At 42.8% G+C, this 18,677-nt stretch carries 16 protein-coding genes and 1 other RNA gene; 11 read left to right on the top strand and 6 right to left on the bottom strand.

The window, feature by feature from the left end; translation table 11 throughout:
• The coding region (locus tag ACT3TH_RS08260; RefSeq protein WP_444755372.1) for a DUF4377 domain-containing protein at window positions 1–555 on the top strand (555 nt) is incomplete at its 5' end.
• A 100-nt stretch (window positions 556–655) separates the two neighbouring features.
• Here ACT3TH_RS08260 and ruvC read toward each other — a convergent pair.
• The gene (gene ruvC, locus ACT3TH_RS08265; protein ID WP_444755373.1) at window positions 656–1,240 is read right to left on the bottom strand and encodes a crossover junction endodeoxyribonuclease RuvC; all 585 of its coding nucleotides are present in this window, start codon (window positions 1,238–1,240) and stop codon (window positions 656–658) included.
• A 153-nt stretch (window positions 1,241–1,393) separates the two neighbouring features.
• On the opposite strand from ruvC, the gene ACT3TH_RS08270 reads away from it, so the two are divergent.
• Window positions 1,394–2,017, top strand: a complete 624-nt coding sequence (locus tag ACT3TH_RS08270) for an FxsA family protein (RefSeq protein ID WP_444755374.1) — start codon at window positions 1,394–1,396, stop codon at window positions 2,015–2,017.
• Window positions 2,018–2,168: 151 nt separating this feature from the next.
• On the opposite strand, the gene ssrS is transcribed toward ACT3TH_RS08270, so the two are convergent.
• Window positions 2,169–2,364: non-coding RNA, 6S RNA (gene ssrS, locus ACT3TH_RS08275), on the bottom strand.
• 246 nt (window positions 2,365–2,610) lie between these two features.
• On the opposite strand from ssrS, the gene gpmI reads away from it, so the two are divergent.
• Together gpmI and ACT3TH_RS08285 are read left to right on the top strand one after the other, a co-directional pair.
• Window positions 2,611–4,269: a 2,3-bisphosphoglycerate-independent phosphoglycerate mutase gene (gene gpmI / locus ACT3TH_RS08280; protein ID WP_444755375.1), complete on the top strand. Its 1,659-nt coding sequence runs from the start codon at window positions 2,611–2,613 to the stop codon at window positions 4,267–4,269.
• A gap of 338 nt (window positions 4,270–4,607) precedes the next feature.
• Complete coding sequence (locus ACT3TH_RS08285) at window positions 4,608–6,107, top strand: S41 family peptidase (protein ID WP_444755376.1); 1,500 nt, start codon at window positions 4,608–4,610, stop codon at window positions 6,105–6,107.
• A 45-nt stretch (window positions 6,108–6,152) separates the two neighbouring features.
• Here the strand turns inward: ACT3TH_RS08285 and ACT3TH_RS08290 are convergent, their stop codons facing one another.
• From ACT3TH_RS08290 to ACT3TH_RS08300, 3 genes are all read right to left on the bottom strand, one after another.
• Complete coding sequence (locus ACT3TH_RS08290; protein WP_444755377.1) at window positions 6,153–7,865, bottom strand: sigma 54-interacting transcriptional regulator; 1,713 nt, start codon at window positions 7,863–7,865, stop codon at window positions 6,153–6,155.
• Between the two features lie 156 nt (window positions 7,866–8,021).
• Window positions 8,022–9,764, bottom strand: coding sequence for a sensor histidine kinase (locus ACT3TH_RS08295; RefSeq protein WP_444755378.1), 1,743 nt, complete (start codon window positions 9,762–9,764; stop codon window positions 8,022–8,024).
• A 37-nt stretch (window positions 9,765–9,801) separates the two neighbouring features.
• A complete protein-coding gene (locus ACT3TH_RS08300) occupies window positions 9,802–10,437 on the bottom strand; it encodes a response regulator (RefSeq protein WP_444755379.1) in 636 nt (211 codons plus the stop codon).
• 416 nt (window positions 10,438–10,853) lie between these two features.
• On the opposite strand from ACT3TH_RS08300, the gene ACT3TH_RS08305 reads away from it, so the two are divergent.
• Entirely contained in the window at window positions 10,854–11,948 is a 1,095-nt protein-coding gene (locus ACT3TH_RS08305) for a serine hydrolase (protein ID WP_444755380.1), read from the top strand.
• A 110-nt stretch (window positions 11,949–12,058) separates the two neighbouring features.
• Window positions 12,059–12,727: a thiamine phosphate synthase gene (locus tag ACT3TH_RS08310; RefSeq protein ID WP_444755381.1), complete on the top strand. Its 669-nt coding sequence runs from the start codon at window positions 12,059–12,061 to the stop codon at window positions 12,725–12,727.
• Window positions 12,728–12,755: 28 nt separating this feature from the next.
• On the opposite strand, the gene ACT3TH_RS08315 is transcribed toward ACT3TH_RS08310, so the two are convergent.
• On the bottom strand, window positions 12,756–13,085 hold the full coding sequence (locus ACT3TH_RS08315) for a TraR/DksA family transcriptional regulator (protein ID WP_444755382.1): 330 nt from the start codon (window positions 13,083–13,085) through the stop codon (window positions 12,756–12,758).
• Window positions 13,086–13,417: 332 nt separating this feature from the next.
• Between ACT3TH_RS08315 and ACT3TH_RS08320 the strand changes: the two genes are divergently transcribed.
• The 5 genes from ACT3TH_RS08320 to ruvB all read left to right on the top strand — a co-directional run bounded on the left by ACT3TH_RS08320 (window position 13,418) and on the right by ruvB (window position 18,565).
• A complete protein-coding gene (locus ACT3TH_RS08320) occupies window positions 13,418–14,632 on the top strand; it encodes a phosphoglycerate kinase (RefSeq protein ID WP_444755383.1) in 1,215 nt (404 codons plus the stop codon).
• A 250-nt stretch (window positions 14,633–14,882) separates the two neighbouring features.
• Window positions 14,883–15,269: a hypothetical protein gene (locus tag ACT3TH_RS08325; RefSeq protein ID WP_444755384.1), complete on the top strand. Its 387-nt coding sequence runs from the start codon at window positions 14,883–14,885 to the stop codon at window positions 15,267–15,269.
• A 363-nt stretch (window positions 15,270–15,632) separates the two neighbouring features.
• On the top strand, window positions 15,633–16,670 hold the full coding sequence (fba, locus tag ACT3TH_RS08330) for a class II fructose-bisphosphate aldolase (RefSeq protein WP_444755385.1): 1,038 nt from the start codon (window positions 15,633–15,635) through the stop codon (window positions 16,668–16,670).
• Between the two features lie 113 nt (window positions 16,671–16,783).
• Entirely contained in the window at window positions 16,784–17,404 is a 621-nt protein-coding gene (gene ruvA, locus ACT3TH_RS08335; RefSeq protein WP_444755386.1) for a Holliday junction branch migration protein RuvA, read from the top strand.
• 180 nt (window positions 17,405–17,584) lie between these two features.
• Window positions 17,585–18,565 (top strand): Holliday junction branch migration DNA helicase RuvB, encoded by a 981-nt coding sequence (gene ruvB, locus ACT3TH_RS08340; RefSeq protein ID WP_444755580.1) that lies wholly within the window; start codon window positions 17,585–17,587, stop codon window positions 18,563–18,565.
• Window positions 18,566–18,677 lie beyond the last annotated feature (112 nt).

Here is an 18,677-nt window from a genome sequence, read left to right on the forward strand (position 1 = left end):
CTGCAAGGATTGGTCTTGACTGTTGAAGACAGTATGAGCACTAAAATGTCGTGTGGTGAGCTAGATGTAGCAGAAAACAGTTTGGTTGATTTGATGCAGGGTGATAGCCAATTAGTATTAGCCGAAGATAAGCAATCTTCAGAAGACCAGCCGATCTTGACGCAGCTTACGAGTGAGGCAACAACTTTGGTTTGGAAAGGCAATCTTACCGCACGGGCCAAGTATAACAGTACAGGCGAAACCATATTTTGGGCAGTAAACAGCAAAAAGATTCCTTGTGATGCCACTACCTCCGAGATGTGTTTACAAATTAAGCCTGTTACTTACGACGATCAAGGCATTAAAAGCAGTGAAGGGGAGTGGTCATCGTTCGCAGGTGTGATTGATGGTTATGAACACGATAGTGAGCATGACGAAGTACTACGTCTACAACGTTACCAATTAGATACTAATGCTATGACCGCCGACAAACCTGAAAATATATCAGATGAAACATACGCTTATGTATTGGATGCTGTGATTGAAAGCTCGGTCGCAGAACAAGCTGCCGATTAAATTGGTTTGTCTTATTATCTAATAGAAACATAGAACTCATAATAAAAAAACGCGCCATTAAGCGCGTTTTTTTATGGCACTATTTTTTAACTTAATGTTTTTAACGTAAATTGCCAAGGTCTTCCTCAGTCAGACGCCAACGCCCTTTTTTCTTAGAAGCACCGCGTCCGCGCATGGCGCTGTTTAGTAGCAGTTTATTCATCGAATGGCTTGAGTGTGCATGACAAATGGCGCAGGCAAGCCCGTCTGCGGCATCTGCTTGTGGCACTACCTCTAAAGACAGTATGCGACAAACCATCTCTTGGACTTGCTCTTTAGCAGCCGCACCATAACCGCATACTGCTTGTTTGATTTGGCGTGCAGTATATTCTGACACCTCTAAATCCAGTGCTACCATAGCGGCAATGGCTGCACCTCTTGCTTGCCCTAATTTTAATGCAGAATCAGGATTTTCTGCCATAAATACTTGCTCGATGGCCGTATAAATTGGCTCATCTGCGTATTTTAGATGATGCTGCGTGATGCGCGTCAAGCCATTAAAAATTCGCTTGAGGCGTTCCGGCATCTCTTTGGTGTCGGTACGAATCGTACCTGCATCAATATAGGTCAGTTTATCGCCAGTTTGCTGAACGATACCATAACCTGTCATGCGTGAACCTGGATCAATCCCGATAATAATTGCCATAATCTTCCATCTTACTTACATTTTGTTTTATGGCTTAAAAATTAGCCGTAAGTTTGATAGTATAGCAATCAATCCCCATATACATCATATGTTAGCCATTTTAATTTTTATGGCACTCAATTTATTGGTTTTTATTTTATAGGACGACGCTTTATGGGTCAGATAGTTGGTATTGCCATCGTTTGGTTTATTATCGAGATGCTGCTATGGTATTTACTCGCACAGTTTATGAGTGGCTGGTGGGTATTTATGTGGTTTATTGTCGCCGCTGTCATCGGTATTATGCTTATACGTAAAGGGATGGCGTCACTCAATCCACTGGCTCAGCAAATGAAGGCTGGCGGTATGATGAACCCCGCAATGCGTCCACCAGAATCAACCATGATAAAAAGTGTGGCGATGGCAGCTGCAGGTATTTTGTTACTCATTCCTGGTGTGCTTAGCGACATCATCGCGCTATTGGTTGTATTACCACCCGTACAGAAAAAATTAAAAGACGTCGCCAATAACTACGTGATGAATAATCAGCAAAAAATGATGGAGATGATGGCGAAGCAGATGGGTGGACAAATGGGCGGCGGTCAAAGTCCATTTGGTGGTATGAGTGGTCAAAACCCATTTGGCGGTGCAGGCGGTATGAACAAACAAAATCCATTTGGTCAGCAGCAACAGAACCCGTTCGGCGATGCTTTTAAGCAGCATACGACGGTTGATGGTACTGCCAAAAACATTCCTAAAGATGTGAAAAAGATTACCAAATCAGCCAACGATGAATAATATGTTGGTTATTGCTTAGGAATGGAATAATTCTGATATAAAAAGCCCCTTTCATCACTGATGAAAGGGGCTTTTGGATAATTGCGATTAATTTCTATAAAAGATGGGTTATCAATGGACCTCATCAATACAAAAAAATCAACAATCGAATATAACAACCGAAGTGCCGCCGTAAGATGGTGACCCACGAACCGTGAAGTTCAGGGCGGATGCGTCACTACCTCGGCAGGTTTCCTGATACACCGCAAGCGGTGCAGGCATACACAATGAGGTAATAGGTACCACATCCTGGTAAAGCATTATCGGCTCAGGGAATAAACATCTACTAGCCAACACTTCAGAATAGAGTAATCTTAACCAATGGTTTGAATGATTGCAAGTCTGATTTACAGATTGATACGTGGCTTTAGTAATGCGTATGGTTGACAGTAGGCTTTCACTACACTCTTAATAAAATATAGGTGTTAACGGCTTCAATGATGTGACTGAACGATCCGATTTTTCAGCTATTTTAAGATGTGTGTTAATATAGAAGGCTTTCAACATCCTAACAAAGCATTATAGGCGTTCATTCACTCGAGGAGCGGTAATCCATGACCAACGATCAGCAACAATCAGAATCTATCGACGACAACCAAACCACGCTCATTAATGGGCAGGATAGCGAGCAACAAAAAAAAGTGCCGCATGTCCTAATGATATTAGATGGTTTTGGGCACCGTGAGGACGATAAGGACAATGCGATTGCCGCTGCTAACATGCCAAATCTAGATAAGATTTATCAGCAATATCCGCACGGACTGATATCGGCTTCAGGAGAAGATGTGGGATTGCCAGATGGTCAATTTGGTAATTCTGAAGTTGGGCACATGAACTTAGGCGCAGGTCGCGTTCTGTATCAAGATTCAACCCGTATATCGAGTGAGCTTGCCAATCGTGATTTTTATAAAAACGAGGCGTTGGTTAATGCAGTGAAAGCTGCTAATGAGCTTGGCGGTAACGTACATATTATGGGTCTGCTATCGGATGGCGGGGTGCATTCGCATCAAGATCATATCGAAGCAATGTGTCACTCAGCATTGGTACATGGTGCCAAAAACGTCTTTGTGCATTGCTTTTTAGATGGCCGCGACACACCGCCAAAATCTGCTGATAAGTATATTGATCGTTTGCGTACGTATATTGACAAACTGAATGCACATTATGAAGGTGGCCGAGTACAAGTCGCAAGCATTATTGGGCGCTACTATGCAATGGATCGTGACAACCGCTGGGACCGAGTACAAAAGGCGTATGAGCTTCTCACTGAAGGCAAGGCAGATCGCTTAGCAACTCGAGCTGATGGTGCCGTGCAAGCCGCTTACAAAGCGCGTGAAACGGATGAGTTTATCAGTCCTACCACGGTAATTGGACGTGATGAAGTACCTTATACCGTTGATGATAATGATGCACTTATCTTTATGAACTTCCGTGCCGATCGCGCTCGTGAGCTTGCCCAAGCTTTTGTATTACCAGACCATGAGTTTTCTGGTTTTGCTCGCCGTAAACAACCTAAGCTTGCCGCGTTTGTGATGCTGACTAGATATTCGGATGTGTTGGCGGATAATTCTAAGACCAGTGTTGCTTATTATCCAACGTCCTTGACCAATACACTTGGGGAATACTTACAAGACCAAGGCAAAACCCAGCTACGTATTGCTGAAACTGAGAAATATGCTCATGTAACATTCTTCTTTAGTGGTGGTCGTGAAGCAGAGTACGAGGGCGAAACACGCATTTTAGTCCCTTCTCCAGATGTGACAACCTATGATCTACAGCCTGAAATGAGTGCACCTGAAGTCACTGATAAACTGGTGGCCGCTATTGAATCGGGCAAATACGATGTGTTGGTCGTAAATTATGCCAATGGTGATATGGTCGGACATACTGGTATATTTGAGGCAGCTGTGCAAGCGGTAGAGGCACTAGACGTGTGTGTTGGCCGCGTAGAGGCAGCGGTACGAGCTGCTGGTGGTGATATGCTCATTACCGCAGATCATGGTAACTGTGAGCAGATGCAAGATTATGAGAGTGGACAAGTACATACGCAGCACACAACAGAACACGTACCTTTGATCTATGTTGGTGAGCAAAAACTACAAGTGCGTAGTGGCGGTAGGCTAAGTGACGTGGCACCGACTATTTTGGCATTGATGAATGTCGAGAAGCCAGTTGAGATGACGGGTGAGAGTTTGTTAGTACCAGCACCATAAATAAGCTATGTTATATTCTTTACGCTAAAGCGTTTTTTAGCAATGCCAAAAAGTGTAAAAAGGGGAAGGGGTGGTGATTATCCTTCCCTTTTTTTTCGATAAATTTTGTTCAAATTACTCTACTAATAACAATCTAATTTACCAGAAAAATAAGTAGAGCCATGACTGCTGATAATCTAAGCGAGTTTGATAAAGTTGGTTCTATTGTCTAGAAGCGCTATCACTTGCAATACTATCCTAGTCTTGGACATACGCTTGGTGCTATCTTATAAGGTAATATAAATCGATATCTTTATAATAATAATTCTATACATTCTACTATTTAAATGAGTTCTGTTATGTCTCTTATCTATTTTATTCGTGCATCTGTGTTTAAGCGATCAAGTCAACGAGCGGTGAAGGCGGCGGCCATATCTGTTGTTTTTAAAGGTATATTAACGATAAGTGTGTTTGGGTTAAGCGTTGCTAATATGACAGCACAAGCAGCGGTATCTACCGACAAAACTATTGAGAATCCGACGGCGAGTCTACAGCTGATTAGTCTAAATTCTGGTGAGATAACCGCTCGTAACGATGCAAATGAGTTATCTGATATTGCGGATATGTTAGATGCGGCTGATGACTATGATGATTCAATAGATAGCGTTGCAGATGAGACTGCGTTGACAGATGATACGGGCGAAATTGATACAGATATTCCGCCTGAGGTTGCTAAGGTGTCCTTAAACGCTATTTCGCCCGAAACGCTCAAGACATTTGTTGCAGTCGTAGATTTGGTCCGCCGTGAGTATGTTGATACGGTTAATGACGAAGAGTTATTTAATAATGCAATGAGTGGTATGCTGACTAAGCTCGACAGTCATGCGGAGTTTTTAGACGCTGAGGCTTATGAGAATTTGCGTGCTTTTACAGAGGGTGATGTCGGTGACATTGGTATCAAGGTTGCTTATGAGCCAACAGCTGGTTATTGGGTAATTACTGACGTTGTCAATGACTCGCCTGCTGATAGAAAAGGCATCGCTGTTGGTGATTATCTTCATCAAGTTGGAGAATTTAAACTCGATGAAAATAAAGAGAGTAATGATATTGAGCAACTTCTGACAGGGATTGCTGGTACGCAAGTAGATATTGTCACCTCGAAAGCAGGTCGCCGCAAACATACCACCACACTACAGCGTAACAACAGTCACCCTCAAGTCATTGAAGTAAAGCTCGTCGATGGCATTGCTGTTATTAAACTGCCCGCGTTTCAAAACAACAGCCGTGAGAAGTTATTAGAAGGTTTAATCAACCTAGATGCACCGGTCTCAGGCATTCTGTTGGACATGCGAGACAATCCAGGCGGGGTGTTAACCTCAGCGGTGAACGTTGCCAGTTTATTTATGAGTGACACTGATGTAGTACAAGTACAAGCGCGTCAAAACAAAACTCGTGTATTGTCAACCCAAGGTGACGCCATACTAGAACGTGTACCAATGGTGGTTCTACAGAATCGTTATTCGGCCTCTGCAGCAGAGGTATTGGCGAGTAGCTTACAGGCACAAAAGCGTGCAATTATCGCTGGTGAAGTCAGCTATGGCAAAGGATCGGTACAGTCAGTCATACCGCTTAATGATGAGCAAGCAGTCAAGCTAACCGTTGCTAATTATATGACGGCATCAGGTGAAAAAATTGATGAAATCGGCGTAAAGCCGGATGTGACGTTGTCAGGAAATGAGAGTACATGGGAGCAGCAAGCGATGGATTTGTTAAAAGAGCGCGTCCTTGAGTCGGGCATTCGGTTTATCCGAAAGCCGACTAAAGAAATCAAAGCAGTAGAAAGCAATGTCGCCAAATAATCATGACTTATCTGTCTATCATAATAAAACCATGATGGTTCAACATCATTCTTCGACTTGATCCTCATCGATTTCTAGCTTTTTCATGCGATAGCGTAAAGAGCGAAACGTTGTTCCTAGCAACTTGGCTGCTTTTGTTTTATTCCAGTCAGTTTGTTTGAGTGCAGTGATAATCATCTGTTTTTCTTGTTCTTGTAAGTAGTGTTCTAGGCCTCGAAGTGGCAATTGACCGTCAGTTAACTTATTCAGGTTTACCTTATCGTTGGATTGGATTGAATGATGAGAGGCTGTTTCTTCGGCGTTATGAGAGTCTGCATGGTTTGACGTTTCTGTTTGCGGGCTCGCTGGACGCTTTATCATTGAAGGATAATGCTGGGTATTGGTGCGATAGGGGTGCAAATTGGTCGTTATTGGCTCTGGTTTCAATGTTGCTACTTTTTCTGTAGGTTGAGAAATTTGTTCCCGGCTTGCCATCGGTTGAGCGTCAATCGACTCAACTAATTCAGGGTCGAAGCGTTTACTTGCACGAATATCGGTATCTTCACTGTGATCTTGAGATACTACAGCCGTAAGATTCGTGTCTCCTTCTAACTCTGGAAGACCCAAGTGACTGATATCAATAAGTGATGTTTCTGCTAGAGTCACTGCACGCTCAAGTACGTTACGTAGCTCACGAACATTGCCAGCGAAGTTATGATGCTGCAAACGCTCGCAAGCCTCATCAGTCAATAATGGCGGCGTCTCTAATTGCCAGTCATGAGCAATCATTGCCAAAAAATGGTTGGCCAAAATAGGGATATCGTCTCGACGGGCATTAAGTGTAGGCAGCTTTAATTCAATCACATTGATGCGATAATATAAATCTTGTCTAAACACACCGTCCTGTACTAACTGGCTCAGATTCTTATGAGTGGCAGACAATACGCGAATATCGACTGGGACTTCTTTAGTATCACCAACTGCTCTCACCGTCTTTTCTTGAATCGCACGTAGTAACTTTACCTGCATTGCCAATGGCAAGTCAGCTACTTCATCTAAAAATAGTGTTCCGCCATTGGCCTGTTGAAACAATCCTTGCTTGTCAGCGACTGCCCCTGTAAAGCTGCCCTTTTTATGACCAAAAAACTCAGACTCCATCAGCTCTGAGGGTATCGCACCGCAATTCACTGGCACAAAACTGCCATCTCTACGTGGACTTAAATCATGAATCAATCTGGCAACCACTTCTTTACCAGTACCTGATTCACCAGACAAAAACACTGGCGCTTGCGAGCGTGCCAATTTTAAAATAGTGTTTTTCAAAGGGTGCATTACAGCTGAGTCACCGATCAGTCTAGTGTCTAAAATCTTTTGTTCTGGAGAGCATTCTGGAGTGGTTTTTGCTGCATTGTCTTGATGAATAACTTTTAGGGCGCTTTCTACTAACTGACGCAGACGCGGCAACTCAAGAGGTTTATTCACGAAGTCAAAGGCACCAAGCTTTAATGCTTCAATAGCGAGATCCATACTGCCATGAGCAGTAATCACGGCAATAGGAGTATTGGAGCTGTTGCTGATTTCTTTGACCAACTCTAGACCTGATCCATCAGGCAGCTTTAAATCAGTCAGACAAAAATCATATTCATTCTCTTGCCAATACGATCTTGCTTGCGACAAAGTATAAGCCACATCACTTTTGATGCCCATCTTGGTCAAAGTGATTTGCATTAATCGGCACAAATCCACTTCATCATCAACGACTAGGGCGGTAGTTGTCATACATTATCTCATCGTATTCAATAGCTATTAAAGATTAAAAAACCAACATGCCCCAATGGCAAATATTCGATATAAAGCAGATTTTTACTTGTGCAGATTTTTATCTACGTTGTTTTTTGCTTACAGGACACCTTCATTCACACTGCTTTTGACGCTTTATATGTGAATATTGACGGCTGGTGCTATTAAACGAAAGCAAGTCTTTTCGTGCTCAGGAATATAAAGCAGACGGGCCTGATTGGCTTCACAAAACGCTTGTGATAAATACAATCCCAAACCCGTACCTGCTTGATCTGTCGTAAAAAATGGATTGAATAAATGTTGAATTTCTTCAGCGCCCACGCCTGTGCCACCATCCAACGTATCAATTATAACATCGTTATCTGCACAATAAACCTCGATTTCTACATACGCATGAGGATAGGCATAGCTACTGTGACGCAAGCCATTGTTGATCAAATTGATTAAAACTTGTTCTAATTGATGCATATCAAATGATATGGTAGGTTGTGTTTTTACTCTTAAAAAAACATCATGACCTTTAAAATAATTCTCCAAAAATGTTGGCATCCACTCCGCCAATGCGATTGGTTGTTGATTTGCTTTTTGCTGGCGCGACAATTTTAGAACGTCTTCAATAATACGATTCACGCGCTTTGTTTGTGCAAATATCATTTTATAAAGCTCATGGTTACCAGCCATATCATTATAAGAAGAGTGGCTCGCTTCATTATCAGCTGATGCGTTTGCGATATCAGCCTCTATTATATCTTCCATCAACAACTGACTGGCCTGTGATATCGCGGCTAAAGGGTTTCTAATTTCATGAGCAATACTGGCTGTCAATTGACCCAAAGACGCCAGTTTTAATTGTTGGGCGCTGGCTTGTTCGCGGCGCAAATCCTCTAAAATGATTAGCTTACTGTCATCTCTTAACGGCGTGATTTGTACGCGTAGCTTACCGAATACCGATGCTATGGCTGGCAGATCATAAGTAAAAATATATGACTGACCTGCCGCTACTGACAAACAGGTTTTAAATAGCGGTGCATGTTGTTCGCTAAGCTGTTGCTGAAAATTAGAGAGGAGGGCATTGCGGTTATCATTATGCGTATCTTTGGTATCAATGGATGTGTGTTCTATCGACACTGACGGGTTATGGGACACGCTGAGTAATTGATGAGCGGCAAGGTTTGCTAAGACGATACGCTGTTTGTCAATGACAATGACGCCGTTGACCATTTGTGTAATGACTTCTTGATTGATGACATGCAGTCGTTCGACCTCTTCAGCGTGACTTGCTGCTACTTTCTCAAGCTGTACCAAACGCTGCGAGATAGACCAACTCAACATACCCACTGCCAAAAAACTGGCCGACATAAGTAGGGCATCTCCGAGATTTGCCAAACTCATACTATTAGCAATGGCATAAAAAAATTGCTGATAAATCACAAAAATAATAGCAAGTAAGGTAATGATGAGTGCTTGCGAGCTGTGTAGCAGCATAAAGCTGGCCGCCACCACAACCATATATAGCATGGTTAATTGCAAATCAGGTGCGCCAGCCGTATAGAGTAGCAAGCTTAAAATAATGACATCTAATGCTAAACCAAAGGCCAGCTGACGCCGCATGTTTTTTGAAACAACGTAAAACAAACCTAATAAAATTAAGCTTAGTAAAACATAAAAACTGAGCACGGTTTGTTGCAAAAAACTGGGTAACAACGGGCCATTGTCAGCGCGAGCGTTGATATAGCCCATCAGCATGATAAACACACTGACAACGAAGCGATAACTGCTATAGATCAACCCTAATCTACGCAACTGAGGTAGAGGTAAGGTGTCATCTTGATGCAAATAGTGAGTGATGGCAGAGACGATGCTGATAGCAAACTTCATAAATAAACCGTCATAGAAGGATAGTTGCTTGAGTGACCTAGGGTTGAATCAAACCATGACGAATTGCTAAATGAGTCAATTTTACGTCACTATCAACACCGACTTTCTCATAAATACGATATCGGTAAGTATTGATGGTTTTGACACTGACGAAAAGCTGATCTGCTATTTGTTGCGGACTTTGACAGTTAACGACCATCATAGCCACTTGCTTTTCACGATCACTTAATAAGTCAAAAGGGGAGCTTGCATTGTCCGACAACAAAACATCGGCCAACTGTTCAGCGACATCTTGACTAAAATAACGCCCTCCTTTATAAACCTTTTTGACAGCGCTTATCATCTCATCAAGAGGCGTGCCCTTGGTGATATAACCATTAACGCCAGCCTTGATGAGCATCGAAGGATAAGGCTGTGCTGACATGCTGCTGACTGCTAGTATCTTGATGCCCATATCGAGCTGAATTAAACGCTTGGTTGCTTCCAGCCCACCGATATTGGGCATATTGACATCAAGTAAGATTACATCGGGATGCAATTGTTTGGCCAGTTTGATGGCCATATCACCGCTGTCTGCCTCGCCAACCACTTCAATATCAGCACTGTCTGACAACATACGGCTAATACCCATTCGTACTAAATCATGATCGTCTACTACCAGTACTTTAATCATAACTATACTCTTTATTATTTATCAGAACGAAAATTACTATTCACGCTAAATGATAGGTAAATTTAAGTCATCTAGAAGATTGTTTTAGTTTTTGGAAACGTGAAATAATGTAAATATATTATAGGGATATGACGGCTTAATATAACAGAAGGTGAATAATTACAGCATTCAAAGTTAACTTATATTGCTGAAATGTGAAGCAATGTTTCTACAATATAAAGTAGTTGTAGCAAAATTTGAATTAGACCAAAAAAAATTGCTAAATTGCCTTGAGAGATTAAACTTAAATTCAAACCATGATACACTAAAAATATAAAAACTCTATACGAGTACTTACAAACACATCCATAAACGCTACGTACGTTCTTGGCGTCAGGTAGTATGTAACTGGCGTGCTAACGGAAGCAGGAGGCATAATGAAGCAACTACCATTAACCAAACAGCAATTAATCGCTGCTATGATTTCATTGAGTTTGGGCAGTGTTGCACAAGCCGCACTTACTATTAATGGTAGCGCTGACACAGGCTCTAGTGCTCGCATGAGTTGGGGAGGTGCAGATAGCTTATCTGAAGCGCGCAACATCATGTACAAGTCTACTGGCTCTGCTATTAAGAAAGTTGATAATGGGTTTGGTACGACCAATATCACTAATGCCAACAGCAACAGCTTTGCTAGTAACAGCAATAGTTTTAATAGCACTAATCGTTATAACACAACGTATCGCGGCGCATTCGGTAGCAGTGATATGATTCCGATCAGCACTGACTCGCGTAGTGTTGCTGTTATCGATGCTGAAACTGGCGAATCTATTTATGAAAAAGATGCTGATATCGCGCGTCCTATGGCAAGTATTACTAAAGTTATGACAGCGATGGTAGTGTTAGACGCCGGTCTTGACATGCGTGAAGAGATCACACTTGATCCAGAAGATTTTGTTGGTCCTAAACGTGCCAGCTCGAACCTTAAATCAGGCGACCGTTTAAATCGTGCTGAAATGCTATTAATGGCATTGATGAAGTCAGAAAACCCAGCAGCAAAGAGTTTAGCGCGTAACTATCCAGGCGGGTACACTGCCTTTATGCGTGCTATGAATCGCAAAGCTCAAGATTTAGGCATGACTACTGCTTTCTTTGGTGATCCAACGGGTCTTGATAAGCGTAATGTTGCATCTTCAAAAGATTTGGTAAAAATGGTTCGTGCTGCTGGTAATTATGATGTCATTCGTCGTTTCTCTACCACCAAAAACTACGATTTTTATGTCTCTAACTACTCAAGTGGTAACCGCACTTATAAAGCCAATAATACTAGTATGCTGGTTCGTGCTGGTGATTATCCAATCGGTATCTCAAAAACAGGCTTCATTAACGAAGCGGGTCGTTGTGTTGTGATGGAAACTCGCGTAAATAATCGTCCAGCGATTATTGTTATTTTGGGTGCGAACAGCTCAGCCACACGTTGGGGCGATGCCAAAAATATTTTAAACAGCTTAGCGACTCGCCGCACAGTGTAAGCTTACTGGTTAAATATTCATACGCAACTAAACATATATAAGGCTGTTATATCGTATAACGGCCTTTTTATTGCGTTAAGGTTATTGTATTAAGATTAAGGACACATTATATGATTCAATCATCGAGCTCTAGTATGCCCAAGTTGTATCTGCTCACCAATGACGATGAATTTGTGCTTCTCTATCAAAAGCTAGAGGCAGCGCTGGCGACAGGATTCATCGGGCTACTGCAAGTTCGGCGCAAGAAGACATTGGCATTACCCGATGGTGAGTCAAAGCTGTATAAAGAGGCGTCAAAAATAGTTGAGCTGGCAAGGACTTACAATGTACCAGTGGTCATAAATGATGACATTGATCTTGCTGCAAAGCTTGGTGTCGGCGTCCATCTTGGTCAAGAAGACGGCAATATTAGCGACGCCAAACAGCAATTGTCTGCGACTCAAATTATTGGGCGCACTTGTCACGGCGATATAAATTTAGTTACTGAGGCAAAAAACGACGGGGCAAGCTATGCCGCAATGGGTGCAGTCTTTACTTCTACAACCAAACCAAAGGCCGATATTGTTGCTCGTCAGCAGTTAGTCGAAGGGTGTCAGCAGGGTATAGAGATGTGCCTAATAGGTGGCCTAACGCCAGAGAACGTATTAGAACTGAAGGATTTGCCAATAACTTACGTGGCGGTAGTCGGCGATATTATGGACTTACCAGTAGAGCGCATTGCCGAACGCTGTCAGCAATGGCATGAGGTATTTTTAAAATGGGGAACACTTGCACCATAGCAAGTGTTCTAAAAAGACAAGTGAGCAACTATGCGGCATGATCCATACATAAAGTAGCGTAGGGCAATGCTTCTAGACGTTTTTCTTCGATTTGCTCGCCACATACTTCACACTCACCGTACGTGCCGTTTTCGATGCGACTCAAGGCGTTTTCGACATAGATTAGGTTTTGTCTTGCTTCTTGCTTAAGATTTTGACGCATATCATTTTGACGATAAGAGATGGCTTGGTCTTCCCAATGCTCATTGAGATCATCTTGTGGATTTTGGGTATGATCATCGATTTTATCGATTCGAGTTTCATACTCTTCTTTTAGTTGTAATAAGCTTTGGTTGGCGCGGTCTAAATCAATACTCATAATATGCTCCTGATTGGTTGTTTTTATTGTTCACTTCCTTATCATAAAGCGCCTAACTGGTAAGCGCCACCACGAAATGTTACGGAGGTTTAAAGACGCGTTGAGCCAGCCAAAATAGTTTTATCTAAATCGTGGATTTAAACTGTCTGCGCCGTGAACCGCGCGTAGTCAAATTTTTGATACGTTCTTTATGGCTCTTGGTAGAAAACTGGTAGAATACACCGCCGCCAATTCTTGCTAAACCCCTTTTTATAAAAACGCTTTAGTAATGCTAGCAAACACAATTTTCTAAACACCAGATTAACTGACAGATTGATGCATAGGAGCAGGTAATGAATTTTTTGCGTATGAGTGAGCTGAATTTAATGGATAAAGTAGTATTAATTCGAGAAGATTTAAACGTACCTATTAAAGACGGTAAAGTGACTAGTGATGCGCGTTTGCAGGCAAGTTTGCCTACCATCAAGTTGGCATTAGAAAAAGGTGCTGCCGTTATTGTTTGCTCACACTTAGGACGTCCAACTGAAGGAGCGCCCGAAACTATCTATTCATTAGCACCAGTTGCAGATTACTTGACAGACAAGCTTGGCGCACAAATATCTACACCCGTTCGTCTTGATCGTGACTACTTGACACAAGGGGTGATCATCAACGCAGGTGAGGTTGTTCTGCTAGAAAACGTACGCTTCAATGAAGGTGAAAAGAAAAACGATGCCGCTTTGGCAAAGAAGTACGCTGATCTGTGTGATGTATTTGTCATGGATGCTTTTGGTACGGCTCACCGCGCGCAAGCGTCAACTGAAGGCGTTACCCAAGCCATGCGTCAAGAAGATAAAACGGTATGTGCAGGTCCACTGTTGGCCGCTGAACTTGATGCTTTGAGCCTAGCACTTGAAACCCCAGCACAGCCAATGCTAGCCATCGTCGGTGGATCGAAAGTTTCTACAAAGCTAGAAGTCTTGCACAGCTTGGCAGAGGTATGCTCTCAAATTATTGTCGGCGGCGGCATTGCCAACACCTTCTTAGCGGCGCAAGGTCATAGTGTGGGTGCCTCACTATATGAAGCGGACTTGGTGAATACGGCCCGCGATATCATGAGTAAAACAGAGATTTTGTTGCCTCAATATGTGGTCGTTGCAGACAAAAATGACATCGATTTTGATGACTTTATTGGCTCATTACAACAAGCTACTGCCACTATCAAATCTGTCGATATGATTGGCGACAATGACATGATATTGGATATCGCACCAGAAAGCGCGACGCAGCTTGCCGATGCGATTATCAATGCAAAGACCATTTTGTGGAATGGTCCGGTCGGTGTGTTCGAAGTAGATGCGTTTGGTAATGGCACTCAGATATTGGCCTCTGCCGTAAAAAACAGCGCTGGTTTTTCAATCGCTGGAGGCGGTGATACTTTAGCTGCCATCGATAAATACCAAGTGGCTGATGGGGTTAGCTATATGTCAACAGGCGGCGGCGCTTTCTTGGAATTTGTAGAAGGCAAAGTGCTTCCAGCAGTTGCAGCGCTACAGACTACTGTGTAAGCCTTTAACGGTATTGAGCAGTTTGGTAACATTAGATGTACAATCAATAATAAATATCTAAGTTAGTCTATCTCAATAATATCATGACCGTCTTTTATTATTACACAGTTCGAATATAGATGGTGATTGAGTATTATTAAGTGGTAATTATTTGTTTCTATAATGAAAATTATTATTGCATGTCTGATTTGCACTCTATAAAATAGCGCAACCATGTATTTTGACATGCTTTATTGATGAGAGGTTTATTATGTTAAAACGTCATTTGTTACTTGCTAGCATACTTGCTGGTACTTTTGCAGTTACTGCATGTAGCCAACAAACAGAAGACAACACCGAAGCTGCTGTTGAGTCTGCAGGCGATGATGCTGCTGCTAACGCTGATGCTGCCGCTGCTGAAACTCAAGAAACAGCTGCTGAAGCTGAAGTTGCTGCACAAAACGCTGGTACTGAAATTGCTGAAGGCGCTGAAACTGCTGGTGCTGATGCTACCGATGCACTAGCAAATACTGGTGAAGCGGTTGTGGTAGGCGCAAATGAAGCCGTTGCCAATACTGCTGAAGTGGTTGCCGATGGCGCATCTGCTGTTGAGAATAAAGCCAGTGAAAATGCAGTAGAAGCTGAGCAACAGTACTAAGCATTTAATGAATGACCAAGCAAGTCGCAGATCTATGATTTGCTAAAGCACAATAAAGGTCGTTCATTTCCTTATAAGCCCTCAAAATACTAAAAAAGCCTTGGTGATTACCAAGGCTTTTTGCATTGTTGATGGTCCGTTTGAACAAATAGTCTAGCAATTGCTACGAAGATAGGGCAATTTTTGCTATAATTATTCGGTATTAATCGCTGCCGAAATGCTGACGACATGCGAGGGCCTTATCGCACTTTGACAGTTATCAGGAAAAATTTTGGGCGGATTACGTACAAGTTCTATTTTAAAAGCGATTGTTTCAAAAGCTGCTTTTAACATACTATTCAAAATTCAATCAGAGAGCGTTTTATGGCCTTAATATCCTTGCGTCAACTTCTAGATCACGCCGCTGAACACAGCTACGGTGTTCCTGCCTTTAATGTCAACAACTTAGAGCAAATGCGTGCAATCATGATAGCTGCGGATGCTTGTGACTCACCTGTTATCGTTCAAGCCAGTGCTGGCGCTCGTAGCTACGCGGGCTCAGCGTTTTTGCGCCATTTGATCATAGCAGCTATCGAAGAGTGGCCACACATACCAGTAGTTATGCATCAAGATCATGGTATGTCACCGGCTATTTGCCAACGCTCAATCCAGCTTGGCTTTTCATCAGTTATGATGGATGGCTCACTTGGTGAAGACGGTAAAACGCCAATGGATTATGATTATAATGCCAGCGTCACTCGTGAAGTGGTCAAGATGGCGCATGCTTGTGGTGTTTCTGTAGAAGGCGAAATTGGCTGCTTGGGCAGTCTTGAAACAGGTATGGCAGGCGAAGAAGATGGCTCTGGCGCAGAAGGTGTACTGGATCATGAGCAGCTATTGACCAGTGCGGACGAAGCTGAACAGTTCGTAAAAGATACCAATGTTGATGCGTTAGCCATTGCAATTGGTACCAGTCATGGCGCTTATAAGTTCACGCGTCCACCTACCGGCGATATCTTATCGATTGAGCGAGTCAAAGAAATTCATGCGCGTATTCCTAATACCCATCTTGTGATGCATGGCTCGTCATCAGTACCACAAGAGTGGCTAAAAGTGATTAACGAAAACGGTGGTAATATCGGTGAAACTTATGGCGTGCCAGTTGAGCAAATCGTTGAAGCGATTAAGCATGGCGTACGTAAAGTAAATATCGACACGGATTTACGTTTGGCATCAACAGGCGCTATTCGTAAATTCTTGACAGAAAATCCAAGTGAGTTTGATCCACGTAAATATTTTAAAGCGTCTATGGTCGCTATGTCAGATATCTGTACCAATCGTTTTGAAGCTTTTGGTTCTGCTGGCCAAGCACATAAGATTCGTCCAATCAGTCTTGAAGGCATGGTTGATTTTTATAGTTAATCGTTCGATTTTATTGTTTGGTTGTATTTTTTTGAAGGGCGTTGAGCATACTTGGCATCAACGCCCTTTTGCTAATGGCTGTTTGATTGGTAGTTAATCAAGGATAATAAATTATGATAGGACTGATTACTGGACAAGTAAGATATCTGATGGCACCAACAGCATGCATCATGACAGCATCAGGGGTTGGGTACGAGATTGAGATGCCATTGCCGTCATTTTGTCAATTGCAACTAGAGCAACAGGCCAGTATTTGGACGCATTTTCATGTTCGTGAAGATGCGCAGCTCCTATATGGTTTTATTGATCGTAAAGAGCGTGATGTCTTTCGTCAGTTGATTAAAATCAATGGGTTAGGGGCTAAAATGGCGCTTGCCATGCTATCGGCAATGTCAGCTGCTGAGCTGAAAATGCACGTTGAACAAGAGTCAGAGGCTGCATTAACTCGTATTCCAGGTATCGGTAAAAAAACAGCACAACGCTTACTAATTGAGCTAAAAGACAAGCTTAAGAATATCGAAGTTGATAATACGTCGCTTACGTTCACTCACCAACCCGTCGCTGTGTCTCACGAAGGCAGTATCATCGCTGAAGTGGAAGGCGCCTTAATTAGCTTGGGTTATAAGGAAAGAGAGGCGCAGCAAGCCATCAAAGCCGCCAAAAGTAATGGTGATGTTTTTGAAGACACGCAAGGCCTACTGAAAGCTACATTGCAACAGCTGTCTGGTTTCTAAGCATTTTTAGATGCACTAGGATAGACCACATTATCAGCAAATTTTAAACAGATAAGCGACATTAAATGTCGCTTGTTTTTGTTTTGGTGGGTGTTTTATGAGGTTTTGCATGACTTATACGCAGCGTTTGGTTATGCTATTTGTTACTTAATTTTTTTTAATATAATGATAAAACTTATGATGCAAGATCGTTTAATTAATCCGCTAGAAGGAGCAGGTGACGCTCCAGATGCGAATATTCGACCCGCATTGCTTGCTGAGTATATTGGTCAGCCAGTGGTACGTGAGCAGATGGAAGTATTTATTGGCGCTGCACGAGGGCGTGATGAAGCATTGGATCATACTCTAATTTTTGGGCCGCCTGGGTTGGGCAAAACGACGCTTGCCAATATCATTGCACGCGAGATGGGTGGTAACTTGCGTTCTACTTCTGGTCCTGTCCTCGAACGCCCAGGCGATTTGGCGGCAATGCTAACCAATTTAGAAGCGGGTGACGTTTTATTCATCGATGAGATTCACCGTCTGAGTTCGGTTATTGAAGAGATACTATATCCAGCGATGGAAGATTTTCAACTTGATATTATGATTGGGGAGGGGCCCGCTGCCCGTTCCATCAAGCTTGATTTGCCGCCCTTTACGTTGGTTGCGGCGACTACTAGAGCAGGATTACTGACCTCGCCATTACGCGACCGTTTTGGTATTGTTCAGCGCCTTGAGTTTTATAACATTGCTGATTTGACCACGATTGTCAGCCGTGCCGCTCGTCTTATGCGCGTACCGATGAGTGAAGATGGGGCGATTGAGATTGCCCGCCGCGCTCGCGGAACGCCAAGGATTGCCAATCGTCTACTACGCCGCGTGCGTGATTATGCCGAAGTCAGAGGGGATGGTAGTATCAACGGTGCGATTGCGGGTAGTGCGCTAGATATGCTAGCAGTGGATAGACGCGGTCTTGATCACTTGGACAGACGATATATTGAGATATTGCGCGAGCGTTTTGATGGTGGCCCTGCGGGTGTTGAAGCAGTCGCAGCTGCTATGGCTGAGGATCGTGGTACGCTTGAGGATGTGATTGAGCCGTATCTTATTCAACAAGGTTATGTACTACGCACTGCACGCGGACGCGTATTGACTCAAATGGCCATTGATCAGATGTTATAGAGCCAAACGACAAAAATATAGTTGGTCTTGATTTTATATATTAGGGTTTTAATCAGACAAACAAAAATGCGCGTGCTTCAAATCAAAGCACACGCATTTTTTATTAAGAAAT

Origin of the sequence: Psychrobacter sp. AOP22-C1-C5 (assembly GCF_052378885.1) — a bacterium.
In the GTDB taxonomy this organism is placed as follows: domain Bacteria; phylum Pseudomonadota; class Gammaproteobacteria; order Pseudomonadales; family Moraxellaceae; genus Psychrobacter.

Coding starts and splice junctions, on each gene's coding strand:
- ACT3TH_RS08325 (WP_444755384.1), top strand. CDS start 14,883: ATGTTAAAACGTCATTTGTTACTTGCTAGCATACTTGCTGGTACTTTT.
- gpmI (WP_444755375.1), top strand. CDS start 2,611: ATGACCAACGATCAGCAACAATCAGAATCTATCGACGACAACCAAACC.
- ACT3TH_RS08300 (WP_444755379.1), bottom strand. CDS start 10,437: ATGATTAAAGTACTGGTAGTAGACGATCATGATTTAGTACGAATGGGT.
- ACT3TH_RS08320 (WP_444755383.1), top strand. CDS start 13,418: ATGAATTTTTTGCGTATGAGTGAGCTGAATTTAATGGATAAAGTAGTA.
- ACT3TH_RS08270 (WP_444755374.1), top strand. CDS start 1,394: ATGGGTCAGATAGTTGGTATTGCCATCGTTTGGTTTATTATCGAGATG.
- ACT3TH_RS08315 (WP_444755382.1), bottom strand. CDS start 13,085: ATGAGTATTGATTTAGACCGCGCCAACCAAAGCTTATTACAACTAAAA.
- ACT3TH_RS08305 (WP_444755380.1), top strand. CDS start 10,854: ATGAAGCAACTACCATTAACCAAACAGCAATTAATCGCTGCTATGATT.
- ruvA (WP_444755386.1), top strand. CDS start 16,784: ATGATAGGACTGATTACTGGACAAGTAAGATATCTGATGGCACCAACA.
- fba (WP_444755385.1), top strand. CDS start 15,633: ATGGCCTTAATATCCTTGCGTCAACTTCTAGATCACGCCGCTGAACAC.
- ruvC (WP_444755373.1), bottom strand. CDS start 1,240: ATGGCAATTATTATCGGGATTGATCCAGGTTCACGCATGACAGGTTAT.
- ACT3TH_RS08290 (WP_444755377.1), bottom strand. CDS start 7,865: ATGACAACTACCGCCCTAGTCGTTGATGATGAAGTGGATTTGTGCCGA.
- ACT3TH_RS08295 (WP_444755378.1), bottom strand. CDS start 9,764: ATGAAGTTTGCTATCAGCATCGTCTCTGCCATCACTCACTATTTGCAT.
- ACT3TH_RS08285 (WP_444755376.1), top strand. CDS start 4,608: ATGTCTCTTATCTATTTTATTCGTGCATCTGTGTTTAAGCGATCAAGT.
- ACT3TH_RS08310 (WP_444755381.1), top strand. CDS start 12,059: ATGATTCAATCATCGAGCTCTAGTATGCCCAAGTTGTATCTGCTCACC.
- ruvB (WP_444755580.1), top strand. CDS start 17,585: ATGCAAGATCGTTTAATTAATCCGCTAGAAGGAGCAGGTGACGCTCCA.